Source organism: Halomonas sp. AOP30-A1-24 (genome assembly GCF_052378165.1).
In the GTDB taxonomy this organism is placed as follows: domain Bacteria; phylum Pseudomonadota; class Gammaproteobacteria; order Pseudomonadales; family Halomonadaceae; genus Vreelandella; species Vreelandella citrativorans.
The window spans coordinates 21,035-35,439 of sequence record NZ_JBQSXL010000027.1 but is presented as its reverse complement, the minus strand read 5'-3'; the positions used below and the strand labels follow the sequence as shown (position 1 = coordinate 35,439).

The 14,405-nt window shown below is 57.4% G+C and carries 17 protein-coding genes; 6 read left to right on the top strand and 11 right to left on the bottom strand.

Annotated features, from left to right (window positions below):
- Positions 1-263: 263 nt before the first annotated feature.
- The 6 genes from ACT3TJ_RS14520 to ACT3TJ_RS14495 all read right to left on the bottom strand — a co-directional run bounded on the left by ACT3TJ_RS14520 (position 264) and on the right by ACT3TJ_RS14495 (position 3,181).
- The gene (locus ACT3TJ_RS14520; RefSeq protein WP_444622404.1) at positions 264-560 is read right to left on the bottom strand and encodes a DUF1330 domain-containing protein; all 297 of its coding nucleotides are present in this window, start codon (positions 558-560) and stop codon (positions 264-266) included.
- Positions 561-581: 21 nt separating this feature from the next.
- Entirely contained in the window at positions 582-1,259 is a 678-nt protein-coding gene (locus tag ACT3TJ_RS14515) for a type 1 glutamine amidotransferase domain-containing protein (protein ID WP_444622403.1), read from the bottom strand.
- Positions 1,256-1,900 carry a TetR family transcriptional regulator C-terminal domain-containing protein gene (locus ACT3TJ_RS14510; RefSeq protein WP_444622402.1) on the bottom strand — a complete coding sequence of 215 codons (645 nt, stop codon included), beginning with the start codon at positions 1,898-1,900 and terminating at the stop codon, positions 1,256-1,258. Before ACT3TJ_RS14510 ends, ACT3TJ_RS14515 begins: the two co-directional genes overlap by 4 nt.
- Positions 1,901-1,953: 53 nt before the next feature.
- Positions 1,954-2,472 (bottom strand): cupin domain-containing protein, encoded by a 519-nt coding sequence (locus ACT3TJ_RS14505; RefSeq protein WP_444622401.1) that lies wholly within the window; start codon positions 2,470-2,472, stop codon positions 1,954-1,956.
- A gap of 57 nt (positions 2,473-2,529) precedes the next feature.
- Positions 2,530-2,682, bottom strand: a complete 153-nt coding sequence (locus ACT3TJ_RS14500) for a DUF2945 domain-containing protein (RefSeq protein WP_444622400.1) — start codon at positions 2,680-2,682, stop codon at positions 2,530-2,532.
- Between the two features lie 106 nt (positions 2,683-2,788).
- A complete protein-coding gene (locus tag ACT3TJ_RS14495) occupies positions 2,789-3,181 on the bottom strand; it encodes a RidA family protein (RefSeq protein ID WP_444622399.1) in 393 nt (130 codons plus the stop codon).
- A 141-nt stretch (positions 3,182-3,322) separates the two neighbouring features.
- Here ACT3TJ_RS14495 and ACT3TJ_RS14490 point away from each other — a divergent pair, with 141 nt between their 5' ends.
- The 3 genes from ACT3TJ_RS14490 to ACT3TJ_RS14480 all read left to right on the top strand — a co-directional run bounded on the left by ACT3TJ_RS14490 (position 3,323) and on the right by ACT3TJ_RS14480 (position 6,861).
- Positions 3,323-4,243, top strand: a complete 921-nt coding sequence (locus ACT3TJ_RS14490) for a LysR family transcriptional regulator (RefSeq protein WP_444622398.1) — start codon at positions 3,323-3,325, stop codon at positions 4,241-4,243.
- A gap of 127 nt (positions 4,244-4,370) precedes the next feature.
- Positions 4,371-5,531, top strand: a complete 1,161-nt coding sequence (lldD, locus tag ACT3TJ_RS14485; protein WP_193055385.1) for an FMN-dependent L-lactate dehydrogenase LldD — start codon at positions 4,371-4,373, stop codon at positions 5,529-5,531.
- A gap of 133 nt (positions 5,532-5,664) precedes the next feature.
- The gene (locus ACT3TJ_RS14480; RefSeq protein ID WP_193055386.1) at positions 5,665-6,861 is read left to right on the top strand and encodes a Bcr/CflA family efflux MFS transporter; all 1,197 of its coding nucleotides are present in this window, start codon (positions 5,665-5,667) and stop codon (positions 6,859-6,861) included.
- 60 nt (positions 6,862-6,921) lie between these two features.
- Here ACT3TJ_RS14480 and ACT3TJ_RS14475 read toward each other — a convergent pair whose 3' ends face one another.
- Complete coding sequence (locus ACT3TJ_RS14475; protein WP_193055387.1) at positions 6,922-7,485, bottom strand: TetR/AcrR family transcriptional regulator; 564 nt, start codon at positions 7,483-7,485, stop codon at positions 6,922-6,924.
- Positions 7,486-7,620: 135 nt separating this feature from the next.
- Between ACT3TJ_RS14475 and ACT3TJ_RS14470 the strand changes: the two genes are divergently transcribed.
- From ACT3TJ_RS14470 to ACT3TJ_RS14460, 3 genes are read left to right on the top strand one after another with little or no spacing between them, the layout of a single operon-like run.
- Positions 7,621-8,850 (top strand): MFS transporter, encoded by a 1,230-nt coding sequence (locus ACT3TJ_RS14470; RefSeq protein WP_226912039.1) that lies wholly within the window; start codon positions 7,621-7,623, stop codon positions 8,848-8,850.
- Positions 8,847-9,062: a hypothetical protein gene (locus ACT3TJ_RS14465; RefSeq protein WP_193055388.1), complete on the top strand. Its 216-nt coding sequence runs from the start codon at positions 8,847-8,849 to the stop codon at positions 9,060-9,062. Before ACT3TJ_RS14470 ends, ACT3TJ_RS14465 begins: the two co-directional genes overlap by 4 nt.
- Positions 9,056-10,429 (top strand): amidase, encoded by a 1,374-nt coding sequence (locus ACT3TJ_RS14460; RefSeq protein WP_444622397.1) that lies wholly within the window; start codon positions 9,056-9,058, stop codon positions 10,427-10,429. The genes ACT3TJ_RS14465 and ACT3TJ_RS14460 overlap by 7 nt, the downstream gene beginning before the upstream one ends.
- Here the strand turns inward: ACT3TJ_RS14460 and ACT3TJ_RS14455 are convergent.
- Genes ACT3TJ_RS14455 through ACT3TJ_RS14440 form a run of 4 tightly spaced genes read right to left on the bottom strand, consistent with a single transcriptional unit; the run spans position 10,426 to position 14,363 of the window.
- Entirely contained in the window at positions 10,426-11,268 is an 843-nt protein-coding gene (locus ACT3TJ_RS14455; protein WP_193055390.1) for an ABC transporter ATP-binding protein, read from the bottom strand. The genes ACT3TJ_RS14460 and ACT3TJ_RS14455 overlap by 4 nt on opposite strands.
- Complete coding sequence (locus ACT3TJ_RS14450; RefSeq protein WP_193055391.1) at positions 11,265-12,338, bottom strand: FecCD family ABC transporter permease; 1,074 nt, start codon at positions 12,336-12,338, stop codon at positions 11,265-11,267. The genes ACT3TJ_RS14455 and ACT3TJ_RS14450 overlap by 4 nt, the downstream gene beginning before the upstream one ends.
- Positions 12,335-13,411 (bottom strand): FecCD family ABC transporter permease, encoded by a 1,077-nt coding sequence (locus ACT3TJ_RS14445; protein WP_193055392.1) that lies wholly within the window; start codon positions 13,409-13,411, stop codon positions 12,335-12,337. The genes ACT3TJ_RS14450 and ACT3TJ_RS14445 overlap by 4 nt, the downstream gene beginning before the upstream one ends.
- Entirely contained in the window at positions 13,371-14,363 is a 993-nt protein-coding gene (locus ACT3TJ_RS14440; protein ID WP_444665912.1) for an iron-siderophore ABC transporter substrate-binding protein, read from the bottom strand. The genes ACT3TJ_RS14445 and ACT3TJ_RS14440 overlap by 41 nt, the downstream gene beginning before the upstream one ends.
- Positions 14,364-14,405: the final 42 nt, after the last annotated feature.

Below are 14,405 nucleotides of genomic sequence, written 5' to 3'. Positions count from 1 at the left end.
TCCCAATGTGGTGACTCGGACAGCGCATCTGCTTTACTTCGTGATTAAAGGCCGATGGTAACAGTGGCGCTGGCGCTCTTAGTCGCACCACCTCAAAGGAAAAACTCCGCTATTGGCCGTTAGAGCAGTTCATTGGTGAATAAGCCAAGAGTGATATTGCTATTCAGCCATTAGGCACAGATATGCTGGTCTTTAAAAAGATAAAAGGGCCGTTCGTAACCACGAACGGCCCTTTGTGCGTCTATGCGTAATTGCAAAAAGGCTTACGTCTCTTCAACCCCATCCACAATAAACACGCGGTAGTCGGCACCCTGGAAACGATGCTGGCGAGCTTCTTGGTAGGCGTCGCTTTGGTACCAGGCGCGGGCGGCGGCCATGTCGGGGAAGCGCAGAATTACCGCGCCTTCCATGTCGCTGCCTTCCATTACTTCAAAGTCACCGTAGAAGGCGAGTGGCTTCGGGTCGTGGCCTTCGCGGGCGGCTTTGGCCTTGGTGGCGTATTGCTCTATTTCTTTCGCGTCGTGAGTGCGTTCACGCGTCAGTACAACATAAGCCGGCATTCCATTCTCCTTGGGTAATTATCAGGAAAGCTTCTTTAACAGCGCTTGAGCGGTGGCTTCGGATGAGCCGGGGTTTTGGCCGGTAATCAGCAGGCCGTCGACGAGCACGCAAGAACTCCAGTCATCGCCTTTACTGTACTCACCGCCGCTCTCTTTGAGCATATCTTCGACCAAAAACGGTACCACGTTTGTCAGACCAACGGCGTCTTCTTCGCTGTTGCTGAAACCGGTCACTTTACGGCCCGCGACCAGCGGCTTGCCGTCGGTGCCTTTCACATGACGCAGCACACCGGGGGCGTGGCATACCGTGGCGACCGGCTTGTTGGCGGCCATCGCGCCTTCGATCAGGCGGATGGAGGTGGCGTCTTCGGCCAAGTCCCATAGCGGGCCGTGGCCGCCTGGGTAGAACACGGCATCGAATTCAGTCAGGTCAACGTCGGCCAACTTGTGCGTGTTTGCCAACACTTGCATTGCCTCGCTGTCGGCCTCGAAGCGCTTGGTGGCGTCGGTTTGAGCATCCGGCACGTTGCTGTTGGGGTCGAGCGGCGGCTGGCCACCAGCGGGGGAGGCCAGGGTTAGCTCGGCACCTGCGTCTTTAAACGCATAGTAAGGCGCGGCCAGCTCTTCGAGCCAGAAGCCGGTTTTATTGCCGGTATCGCCAAGCTTGTCGTGTGAGGTAACCACTACGAGAATTTTCATGATTGAGTCCTTTGCAGGCTGAGAGGGCGGCTGGGGTCGAGGTTTAACAAAGCGTAGGTGGCTTTAAAGGCGGCATCCAGCGGCACCCGGTCGCGGGTGATTTTGGCGCGCAGGCTGGCGCCCAGCCATAGCTGGTAAAGGGTGGTGGCTAGTTCCAGGGCACTACCTTGAGCGCTAACGGATTGAGGCAGCGAGCCATCGGCAGTGGCGGCTTCGATTGACTGGGCTAACCTGGTAATAATGCGCTCAGTGCCATGTTGCAGCACGCGGCGCATGCGCTCGGAAAGATCGCTGACTTCGGCGGCAAGCTTCACCGCCAGGCATTTTCCGCTGGGGTCGCAATGGTGTTGGGTATCCCGCCAGTGCGCCCAGTAGCTGAGAAAACGCTCAGCGTGAGAAGCGCCCGGCTGGGTAAGGCGTTCTTCAATTTGCGCGAGATAACCACTGAAGTAGTCTTCCAGCAGTGCTTCGCCAAACGCTTCTTTGGAGCTGAAGTAGTGATAAAAGGAGCCTTTAGGCACCTCGGCGGCTTTGAGAATCTCGTTAAGACCTACCGCCGAGAACCCCTTGCCACCGATGATGACCTGGCCGGTGTTAAGAATGCGCTGCCGGACATCGCCGGTGACGGGTATCATGTTCATAGCGACTAGCTTACGCCTGATTAGACCAGTCGTCTAGCTAGGTCTCGCCGTTTCTATGATGATGGTTTCCACTGTGGTTGGAGTGGCCCGCCCACCGGGGCAGTCTCCGGCACGGTTACGGAAGCCACCCGCGCTTGTGCTGCCGAAAGCTCGGCCGGGTCGCCGCGCTCGTTCTCCGGGTTTTGCCCCGGCGGGTAGGCGCCGACCATGCAAAAATCGTCGTCCGCCTCTACGCAGGCATGACCCACTCCTGCGGGCAGTACCAGCACATCACCCGCGTAAAGCATCACTTCTTGGCCATTGGGGCCGCCCAGCCGCGCTCTGGCTTGGCCCTGAAAAATGCCTAGCGCCTCGTGGGCGGTGGAGTGAAAGTGGTCAAAATCATATAAATAGTAACGCCATGCGGGCGGCCAGCCGTGCTGTTTGAACATGTTTTCAAAGGTATCGGCCCGCGCTTCTGCGCTACTGAGGTCGAGAACCTTGCGGTATATCAGTACGGGTAGTGGGGAGTTGGGATAGCCGCTCGTTTCATCGCTATCAAAAGTGAGTGTTTCGGGCTGTGGGATGCTCACCGTGGCCTCCTTGCCTATGCTTTTTTGAGCTCGGTATGAAGTTTCAAGATTCTGTTTTCAAAGCTCTGTTTTCAAAACTGTGCTGCCGTTCTCTTGTTTGATCAGATACACAGGGTGGGGCTTCTCGCTATCTTTGTGGATCACCTGGCCTTCGGCCCAGTGATCAGCCCATTTCAATTTCACCCACTCGCGTTGCTTGAAGTCCGCCATTGCAAAACTCCATCGCTACACACACTGTTCAAGCATTGTTCGTTTTAGGCGTTTCTGCAATGTCGGTTTCTACCATCGCTTTTTCAAAAGCAGTGAATCTTCCTGGTTAGTTGGAGAGTCTCGCAATTACTTTGATTTCAAAATCGAAGCCTGCCAGCCAATTCACGCCAACCGCCGTCCAATTGGGGTAAGGCTTGTCTGGGAACGCGCGGGTCTTGGCTTCCAGCACGGTAGCGAATTGGGCTTCAGGGTCCGTATGAAAGGTTGTGACATCGACGATATCGTCAAAGCTTGCGCCCGTAGCTTCCAGCACGCTTTGCAAGTTGTCGAAGGCGAGCTGGACCTGTGCGGCAAAATCCGGCTCGGGCGAACCATCTTCACGGCTGCCCACCTGGCCCGATACAAATAGCAAGTCGCCCGAGCGGATGGCCGCAGAATAGCCATTCTTCTCGTAAAGCGCCTGCCTGCGTTGAGGATAAACTGCATTACGCGTTGCCATATCTCTTTCTCCATCCGTTGTTCAAATATCAGCTAGGCCGTTGGGTGATTTACTCTAGGTCTGCTGTCAGGCTGGATAAACAGAGAATTCTGATTAACACTGTTTGCATTTTCCAAACAATCACAGGGCGGTGTCGTTGTAATGGACCGTTTTAATGCGATGCAGGCATTTGCTCGGGTCGTGGAGACAGGCAGCTTTACCAAGGCCGCTGAAACGCTGCATATCAGTAAAACCAGCGTGACCCAGTTAGTGCAGCAGTTAGAGGCACGGCTGCGGGTAAAGCTGCTTAACCGCACCACACGCAAGGTTAACGCGACGGCAGACGGCGCGGCCTACTACGAGCGCGTTATAAAATTGTTAGCCGATATGGATGATGCTGAAACCAGCCTCTCCAATGCGGTGGTGTCGCCTCGCGGACGGCTTAGAGTTGATGTGCCCAGCCCGTTTGCGCGAATGATTTTGATACCGGCACTACCGGACTTCTACGCACAGTATCCTGATATTCAGCTTGATATGGGGGTTAGCGATCGCATGGTGGATTTAATTGATGAAAACGTGGATTGCGTAGTGCGTGGCGGAGAACTTACCGATTTATCGTTGGTGGCGCGCCGGGTAGGGGAACTGAGTGTTGGCATTTACGCCGCGCCCAGTTATCTGCAAAAAGCGGGGGCGCCTTCGCATCCGTCAGCGTTATCTGCCCCGCCTCATTACATCGTCGGCTTCAAGTGGCGTGCTGGTTTGGCTTCCCTCTATACCCTTCACCACGAAACAGAGAGCGTTAGCGTTCAAGGGCACCATAGGATTACGGTCGATGATGGCAGTGCAGCGCTTGCGGCAGGTTTGGCGGGGCTGGGCACGATTTTGTTGCCTGATTACATGGTCCGGGAACACGTTGCACGCGGTGAGTTAGTGCCCTTATTCGAAGAGTGGCACCTGGACCCTATGCCGATGTTCATCGCATTTCCGCCCAATCGGCATGTAAGCGCTAAGCTGCGTGTGTTCATTGATTGGGTTGTCGCGCTAATGAATGAGCGTGAGCTGGGGCATAAACCAAACTGCTAATAGACTAAAGTTCAGCGCAGCGAATGGCTATAGAGGCGGCGTAACATGTTACGCTAGTTGGAGTTAGCACCAAGGTTTCTAACATACGGTCACTTCTCCGTTTCCCGTGTCGAGTTAAGGCGAATTCATGATCATTTCAAGCCCTTCTGATTACCGGCAAGCCGCCAAGCGGCGTGTTCCTCGTTTTTTGTTTGATTACCTTGATGGCGGCTCGGTCACGGAAAGCACGCTGCGCAGCAATGTGGAGGCGTTGCAGGCTATTCCTTTACGTCAGCGCGTGCTGCAGGGGGGCGGTACGCCGTCGCTTGAAACTGAAATTTTAGGCAGCCAGTGGAAAATGCCGGTTGCGCTGGCACCGGTGGGCGCCACGGGCATGTATGCTCGGCGCGGCGAAGTGCAGGCTGCGCGCGCGGCAGAAAAGGCGGGGATTCCTTATACACTCTCCACCGTTTCGGTTTGCTCGATCGAGGAAGTGGCGAAAAATGCCTACGGCGAGCAGTGGTCGCAGCTTTACGTGCTGAAAGATCGCGGCTTTATGAAAAACGCCCTGGAGCGCGCCTGGGAAGCAGGCATGAAAACGCTGGTGTTTACCGTGGATATGCCGCTGCCGGGGTCGCGCTACCGTGACCGTCGCTCGGGTATGTCAGGCCCCAATGCCAAGCTGCGCCAGTACGCTCAGGCAATCACCCACCCGCAGTGGGCGTTTGATGTAGGGCTTAAAGGCAAGCCACTGTCGTTCGGTAACATCGAGGCCTACACCGGGCGCGAAATGAACATGGACGACTACATGGGCTTTCTGGCGAAAAACTTTGACCCCTCCATTAGCTGGAGCGAGCTTGAGTGGATTCGTGAGAGCTGGAAGGGCAAGCTGATCATCAAAGGGTTGTTGGATAAAGAGGATGCGCGAGATGCGGTACGCATGGGGGCCGACGGTATCGTGGTGTCCAACCACGGTGGGCGCCAATTAGATGGGGCTATTTCTACCGCCCAAGCGCTACCGCATATTGCCGAGGCCGTGGGCGATGAACTGACGGTACTGGCGGATTCCGGCGTGCGCTCTGGGCTTGATGTGGTGCGTATGCTGGCGCTAGGCGCCCAGGGCGTTCTACTGGGCCGTGCTTACGTTTACGCCTTGGCCGCACGGGGCGAGCAGGGCGTTTCCCATCTGTTGGATCTAATCGCCGCCGATATGCGTGTCACCATGACGTTGATCGGCGCCAACTCGCCCGCCGAGATCAACTCAAGCCACTTGGATGCTGTGGTTAAAGAGATGAAAAGGAGCGAGTAGCACACGCGGACTGTTGGATGGCCCAACGTGGTGGCTTGGTAGCCACTTCCAGGCGAATGTTGGCTGATGATGGCGTCAATCGGTATCATATTACGAATGCTGCTATCATTAAGCCATCTTACCGCGAGCTTCTATGACCCAATCTAAAACGCCCTTCATTGTGGTACTGAGCCTGGCATTGACCATGATGCTGGGTCCGTTTTCCATGGATACGTACTTGCCGGCCTTTCCGGTCATTGGCGAGTCGCTGGGGATATCTCAGCAGGCCGTATCGTTAAGCGTTTCGGTGTATGTGTTCGCGATGGCTGTGGGGCAGCTCATTGGCGGGGCGCTTTCGGACCGCTTCGGTCGCCAGCGTGTATTGATGAGCGGGCTGGCAATTTTTGCGCTCGCAAGCATTGTCATCGGCATGGCGGAATCCTTGAACACTCTGCTTAGCGGGCGGGCCGTTCAAGCCATTGGCGCGGGGTTAACGCTGGTGTCGGTACCGGCACTGGTGCGCGACCGGGTGGCGGGCCGTGATGCCGCGAAGCTGTTCTCGATGATGGGTTTTATCATGGTGCTGGCGCCGGGTATCGCCCCGAGCGTTGGCAGTGCGATTTTGGCGGTGGGTTCCTGGCACAATATTTTCTTTGCCTTGGCGATTTACGCGGTGCTGCTGGTGCCGTTACTGGTGCGGGTGCTTTTTTCCGGGAAGGGTAAAGTGTCGCGATCGAAAAGCCCCAAAATGAGCCTGCTGGCGCGTTACAAGCTGGTGCTGTCGACGAAACCAGCTTTACCGTTTATCGCTTGGCAGGCCGCCTCCTTCTCCACCCTGATGATGTTCATTACCTACGCTTCCTTTATCTATCAGGGGCATTTTGGCCAGTCGCCCTCAAGCTTTTCGATGCTGTTTGCGGCTAACATCGTCGCGATGCTTTTCTTCAATATTTGCAACCGTGTACTGCTTTCCAGAATATCGTCGCTGCGTATTCTGCAGTTGGCAACGGGCTGCCAAGCGGTCGGCATTGTATTGTTAGTGATGGCTGCCTTTATGGAGTGGCCAATGTACGCTTTCCTGTTCGCCATGATGCTGACCATCGGCACAGTAGGGGCGATCTCGCCCAATATACAGGCCTGCTTTTTGGAGTTTTTCCCCACTAGCAGTGGTACCGCCGCCGCGCTTTTGGGCGCCGCCCAGTTCGGTATCGCCGGGATTTTGAGTGCCCTGTCTGCCATGCTGCCGCATACGCTTGAAGCGGTGGTGTTGGCCATGGCCGCCTGTGGCTCGGTCGCGTATCTGCTGCTTGCCCGCTCAATGATCAAAGGGCGTGCCGCGGTCGAGGCGTAATAAGCCCAACAGCGCCCCTTGCCAAAAGCCCCGTGTTATCCAGAACACGGGGCTTTTTTATTAAGCATCTGCTGAGCTTACTAATTGTTCGAAAAGTGCTTCTATGGCCTGCGTAGTCGGTGTTTCGTTGGCAAACAGGATGCGGTACATCAGAGGCGCTACCACTATTTGAGTGACCCGCCCTATATCCATCGGCTGCTCTCCTCTGGCAAGGCCGCGTTCGTTGATTACTTCGATCTGCTGACGCAAGAAGCCATCACATTTACCCGCGCTGGTATGGCCTTCTGTGCCTAGAACATCGCGGAGCATCGCCCTCCCTGGGGCTGATGACATCTCCTCAAAGTACTCAACAAGCCAGGCTAACAAGTCGCTACGCACACTTCCCGTATCGGCTGGCGGCTGCTCTGGCTGTAGTTGCTCGACGGCAACGTCGGCCAGTAACTGGGTAAGGTCACCCCAGCGACGGTAGATCGTCGAGGGGGTGACGTCAGCGCGTGTGGCGATGGCGGGTACCGTAAGCCCGGCCCGGCCTTGTTCTTGTTGCAGATCTCGAACGGCTTGATGAACGGCAGCCTGAATACGAGCGCTGCGGCCCCCTGGACGAGGAGTGGGTTTGTTGGTCATGTGTCCCTTCAGTACCTATTCGTCGGCACGGTTTCGTCGGTACGGTGCAATAAATCACTAAAGCAAAATATTTGCGTTAGCGATTTATTGAGTTTATGCTCTTTAAAGCTAATATTTTGCCTTTTGGGAGAGGTCATGTCCATCAACGTTTCTGATACTGTCCGCCGTTCCTCTAGCTGGAGTTTGTCTCCCGCCCGTACCGTTTTCCTGCACACAGCGATAATGATTGCCTTTTTAGCAGCATCGAGTGCGCCTACCCCGCTGTACCAACTTTATCAGCGGCAGTGGAGCTTTAGCGCAACACTGCTGACGGTGGTTTTTGCCACTTACGCGCTGGCTTTGCTTTTGGCACTGCTGGTGACGGGGAGGCTGTCCGATCATATTGGTCGACGTCCGGTTATTGCCATGGCGTTGTCGCTACAGATCATCGCTATGGTGGTTTTTTTGGGTGCGGCCGGGCCGGGTTGGCTGGTTGGTGCGCGCGCTCTGCAAGGCTTTGCCACGGGTATGGCCACTGCGGCAGTTGGCGCGGCGATACTCGATGTTAGTCGGGAGAGGGGGGCTGTGATTAACAGCATCTCACCGCTGCTTGGTATGGCAGCTGGCGCGCTAGGCAGTACCTCGTTGGTCGTGTTGGCGCCTGATCCGCTGCACATGGTGTACGTGTTGCTGCTGGCTATTTTTCTGGTGATGCTGGGCTTGATTTGGCTGGCACCAGAGACGGTGACATATCGCCCGGGTGCATGGGCAAGCCTGAAACCACGCATTACCGTGCCGCTGCAAGCGCGAAAAACGCTGTTATCTGTCACTCCTGCAAACGTGGCTGTGTGGATGCTAGGTGGTTTTTATCTATCGCTTATGCCATCGCTGATCGTTGACGTTACGCATGTGAGCACGCCATGGCTGGGTGGTCTTGTCGTCGCAGCGCTAACGCTCACCGGCGCCACAGCGGTTCTGGCGGCTCGCAAGCTGAGCTCTTTTACAACCCTCTTGTCTGGCGAACTTGCCTTGGTCGCAGGGCTGGTTGTCATTTTGGTCGGGGCTAACCAGGGAAACGCTGTCTTGCTGTTGGCCGGGTCGGTCATTGCGGGGTTTGGGTTTGGCGCGAGCTTCCTCGGGGCTGTACGCAGTGTCCTGCCGTTGGCTGAGCCCCATGAACGTGCCGCGCTGATGGGCGTGTTCTATATCGAAAGTTATCTGGCCCATAGCGTGCCCACGATGGCTGTCGGCTTCCTGGCGCAGAAGGCCGGTTTGCTGGCCGCAGTCAATATCTATGGTGCGGTGATCACAGCACTGGCCTTGCTCGCCATTATCCTGCTGCTTATGCAAGCGCGCACTTCAATGAAGAAAGGAAATCAAGCATGACTGCTCAAAATGTCTCTCCTATGTCTGCCGAGGAAATCCAGGCTCTGGCTACCAGCCTGGGGCTGCCCCTGAACTCTGAACGTGCGCCACTGATTGCGGGTGTACTGCATCACATACACACGGTCATTGCCCGGCTTGACGAATTACCTATCGATGAATCATGCACTCCTTCATTTGCCTTTGATGCTAGCCAGGGGAACCAACCATGCTAAATCCATTGAACCTGACACTGGCCCAAGCCAGTGCCGCCATCGCGGCACGCGAACTGTCGCCAGTAGAATTGTTGGATGCGGCCTTGGCGCGTATTGGTGCGCGAGAGCCAGAGATCAACGCTTTTGTATCTGTATGGGAAGAAGCCGCCCGTCAGCAGGCACTTGAGGCCGAGCGAGACATTCAACATGGCCGTTACCGTGGGCCGCTGCATGGCATTCCTATCGCGCTGAAAGACCTGTTCGATGTTGCTGGCCAACCCACCACTGCCAGCTCCCGTATTCGGGACGGACACCTGGCCGAGGCCAACAGCGCGGTAACGGATGCCTTGCTGCGTGGCGGCGCCATACTCTTGGGCAAGACCCATTTGCATGAGTTCGCTTTCGGCCTGACCACACCTCAAACGCGCAATCCGCTTGATCCACAGCGCACGTCGGGGGGCTCCAGTGGGGGCTCTGCCGCAGCGGTTGCTTACGGCGGCGCCTGGGCAGCCATGGGGACCGATACCGGTGGCTCGATTCGGGTGCCCGCAGCACTTTGCGGGCTGGTCGGGTTCAAGCCTACGTATGGCTTGGTCTCTCGCCACGGCACTATGCCCCTGGCCTGGTCGCTCGATCATGCGGGCCCTATGGCACGCACGGTAGAGGATGTTGGCCTGTTATTGCAGGCAGTGATGGGCTTTGATGCGCGCGACCCCGCTAGCCGTACTCCTCCTGCCGCTTTTGATACCAACGCACAGTCGAGTGTGCATGGGCTGCGTGTTGGTATCCCACGCAACTACTATTTTGACCACGTTGCGGAGCCAGTCGCCGCGGCTGTTAGGCGTGCGGCAGCGCATCTGGAACAACAGGGCGCCGTGCTGGTGGAGGTGGATATTCCGCTGGCTGACTACCTTATTCCGACTCAGTGGGGCTTGATGGTGGCCGAGGCAGCAACCGTACACGCCAAGGACATATGCCAATCAGCATCGCTATACGGTGATGATGTACGCACCTTGCTCGAAGCCGGACAACTGCTGCCAGCAGGCGATTACCTGAAGGCGCAGCGTGCCCGAGGCCTCATCGCTAAGCGCTGGGGTTCCCTGTTTTCAGACATCGACGTTCTACTGACACCCACCGTGCCCCAGACAGCAGCACGCTTGGAGCAGGAGACGTTTGATTGGGAAGACGGCAGCCAAGAGAGTGTCTCCGAAGCGTATGTGCGCTTATGCGCACCCGCCAATGTGACCGGACTACCTGCGCTGACGGTGCCATTTGGTAAAGATCATCAAGGGCTGCCCGTAGGCGTCCAGATTATGGGCAAGGCATTTGATGACGCCAAAGTGCTACAGGTTGGGCGTGCCATTGAGCAGCCTCTTTCCCCCATTTAACCGGCCTGTGTCTCTCCCTCGGCAGTGGGTGCGTGCTTACGCTTGCATGCCCCATGCCGCCCCAGCGGTATCATCATGGGTTTTCCCGTGACCGGGTCGTCGATAACGCGGCTTTCCAGGCCAAATACGTCGCGTACCATCTGTTCGGTAAATACGTCTTCCGATGGGCCAACGGCGTAGATGTTGCCGTTCGCCATGGCGACTAGCTTGTCGGCGTAACGGGCGGCCAGGTTCAGCTCGTGAAGCACCATCACAATGGTGGTGCCGCGCGTTTGGTTTAAGTCGGTGAGCAGGTCGAGCACTTCGATCTGGTGGTTGATATCCAGAAAGGTCGTGGGCTCATCCAGCAGTAACACATCAGTTTGCTGAGCAAGGGCCATGGCGATCCACGCCCGCTGGCGCTGCCCGCCGGAGAGTTCTTCTACGGCGCTGTCGGCCAGGTTAGCCATGTGAGTCGCGCTTAAAGCATCGGCCACGGCGGCTTCATCGGTAGCGCTCCAGCGTTGGAAAAGCCCTTGATGCGGGTGGCGGCCGCGGCTCACCAGCTCCAGCACAGTGATGCCTTCCGGCGCGATAGGCGACTGAGGCAGAAACCCCAGCTGTTGCGCCAGGCGGCGGGCGGGGAGCTTATGAATGGCGTTACCATCCAGCAACACGTTGCCTTGCTCCGGTGTCATGAGACGCGAAAGCACGCGCAACAGCGTCGATTTTCCACAGGCGTTAGCGCCCACAATAGCGGTTGTTTGCCCCGCTTGAACGGTTAGGCTCACGTCATTAAGAATGGTCCGTTCGCCGTAACCTGCGGTCAGGTGTTGGGCGAGAAGCGACGAAGCGCTCATAGGGTGCCTCTGCTTTTATTGTCGCGAGTAATCAGGTAAACGAGATAGGGGGCGCCTAATACGCCGGTCACAATGCCGACCGGATAGCGGGCAGGTAGTAAAAACTGGCCCGCGTAGTCTGCCAGAAGCACCAGCAGCGCGCCTACCAGTGCAGAAGGAATCAGCAGCGAGCCGTTGCGCCCCACCAAACGTGCCGCAATGGGGCCGGAAAGAAACGCCACAAACGCAATCGGGCCGGTCACCGCAGTGGCAAAGGCGACAAGTGCCACGGCGGTAACTACCACAGTAATTCGCGTGAGGGCTAAACGAACACCCAGCCCCACCGCGATATCGTCACCCATGCGCAGGGTTTCCAGGTCACGGTGGCGGCTTAACAACAGCCCGCCAAACAGTAGCAGGGCGATAAACAGCGGCAGTGCTTGGTCAAGCTGCATACCGTTAAGGCTACCCGCCATCCAGCGCAGTGCTTCCTGCAGTGACCAACTGGGCGCACGCATTAGAAGATACGCCGTGACGCTTTGTAGCATCGCGGCCAGGCCAATGCCGATGAGAATTAATCGAGTGCCAGTTACGCCTTGCTGCCAGGAGAGCCCGTAGATTAACAGCGCCACGCCTAGCCCAGCCGCAATCGCAATGATTGAAACCGCCGTGCCGCTGAGTGATAGCACTACAATGGCAAACACCGCGCCGGTGCTCGCGCCGGTACTAATACCGATAATGTCGGGGCTTGCCAGCGGGTTACGCAATAGGGTTTGAAAAGCGACACCGCCCAGTCCAAAACAGGCGCCTGCCAGCACCGCAACCACGGCCCTTGGTAAGCGTAATTCTCGCACGGTAAAACTGGCCCCGGGTACCTCAGCGCCACCCAGAATGCGCAGCACCGTGGTGAGTGGCGTAAAGGATTGTCCCAGCATCAAGGTCAACACTACGCCTGCCAGTAAACAGGCGGCCAATACCGCAAGTATCCGCCCCCGGCGCTTGGCGTGTGCCCGCCGCATCTGCCCGTAAGAACGGTGCCCATGGCGTTGAGAGGGGGATGAAGGCGTGGCGTTATAAGAGGGCGGGTTCATAGCGCGCCTACTTTGCGGTTGCGTACAATCCAGATAAACACGGGAGCACCGATAAAGGCGGTAACGATGCTCGCATCAAGCTCTGCAGGATGCGCTACCAGCCGGCCCACCACATCTGAAAACGTTAACAGCACGGCGCCACCCAAGGCGGAAAACGGCAATAGCCAGCGGTAGTCACCACCGACTAACAGGCGGCAGGCATGCGGCACCACCAGCCCGACAAAGCCGATGGGGCCACAGATAGCCGTAACCGGGCCGCATAGCAGTACTGCGCCCAACGCCGACATGGCTCTGGCGATGGCGACTTTTTCGCCCAGGCCCGCAGCGGCATCGTCGCCCAGTGCCAGCAGGTTGAGCTTGCGTGCGGCGAGTAACGTGATCACAAAACCTGCGAGCAGAAAAGGCAGCACGGGCATGATCTGGTCGTACGTCGCGCCGCCAATACCGCCCACCAGCCACGACTGCGCCAGCCCCGCAATATCGCCGCGTGGCAGTATAACGGCCGTCGCCAACGAGCTTAGCGCCGCCGTCGTAGCGGCCCCGGCCAACGCCAACCTGAGCGGTGTAGCGCCCCCGCGGGTCAGGCTGGCAATAGCGTAAACCGCCACAGCGGCAAGCCCGGCACCCAGAATAGCTGTCCAGATGTAGGTCGTGGTTTCATCCATCCCAAACCACGCGATTCCTATGACAATGGCCAGCGCCGCCCCGGCGTTAACGCCTAACAGGCCGGGGTCGGCAAGCGGATTACGGGTAAGCCCTTGCATAACGCCTCCTGATACGGCGAGCGCGGCGCCTGCCAGCACTGCCAGTAGAGTACGCGGCAAGCGGCTCGCCACGGCGGCATCACCAATGTTTTCTACCTGCCCGCTTAGCGCCGCCATTACCTCTGGCCAACCCACCGTGCGAGCGCCAAACGCCACAGAAAGCGTTAGCGCCAACGCAAGCAGCGCCAGCAGCAGTAGGCCTCCAGCAAGGCGCGTGCCTCGCTTATTACGTTGCCGGGTAACGCTAGCGGCTGGCGCAGCAACAACGTTACTCTGCGTGGCGTGCGGCTTCTGAGAGCAGGTCAGCATAATCGTCTAATAACCATGAAATCGACATGGGTGTCGGATTGGCCGCAGTACCCAGCGGACTATTGTCGAGCAGCACAATGGCGCCGTTTTCAACGACGGGCAGCCGAGAGGTCAACGGATGGGCTTCGAGCTGTTCAATCAGCGCTTGTCCGCCGTAGGTGACCAGAATATCCACGTCTGCCAGTTGGTCGATTAGCTCAGCGCTGATTTCGCCTGAAAACGTGCCCGGTGCCGAGTTGGCTTGAACGATCGCTGGCGAGACCAGCCCCAAGTCATGGAAGAATCGCACTCGCGCATCGTTATCGGTGTAGAAAGAGATGCGCCCCAGGTTGGTGGGGTCGAGGTGCGTCACGAACATGGCTGTTTTGCCTTCTAGTTCGGCATGCGCCTGGGCAGTTTCAGCAATTTGGCGTTCAAGGCGTTCAATCAGTGCCTGGCCTTCGTCGGCCATGCCCATGCCAGCGCTATTGAGAAGAATCATATCGCGCCAGTCTGTCGCCCACGGGCCTTCGGAGTAACCGATGACGGGGGCAATTTGGCTCAAGGTGGTGTAGTCCGCTTGGCTAAGCCCTGAATAGGCCGCAAGGATTACATCAGGTTGACTGGCCGCAACGGCCTCAAAATCAATGCCATCACCTTCATCGAACAGGGCGGGGGGCGCTACTTCAAGTTCTTCAAGCCGGGCTTCCACCCAAGGCAGCAAACCGTTGCCGTTGGTATCGCCAAAGTTGGCGGCAGCAAAGCCGACCGGTACAACGCCTAACGCCAGCGGCACCTCATGGTTCGCCCATGCCACGGTGGCGATCCGTTCGGGTTTTTCCTGAAGGATGGTGGTGCCAAGGGCGTGTTCGATTTCTAGCGGGTACTCTTGGGCACCCGCGAGGGTTGACCCTAAAGTAAGCGTTGCAACGGCCGCAAGGCCTAGTGCTTTACTGCTACGTAGCCAGGTCATTATGCTCTCCGGTTCAATTATGCAATCGCCTCCATTCGGGCA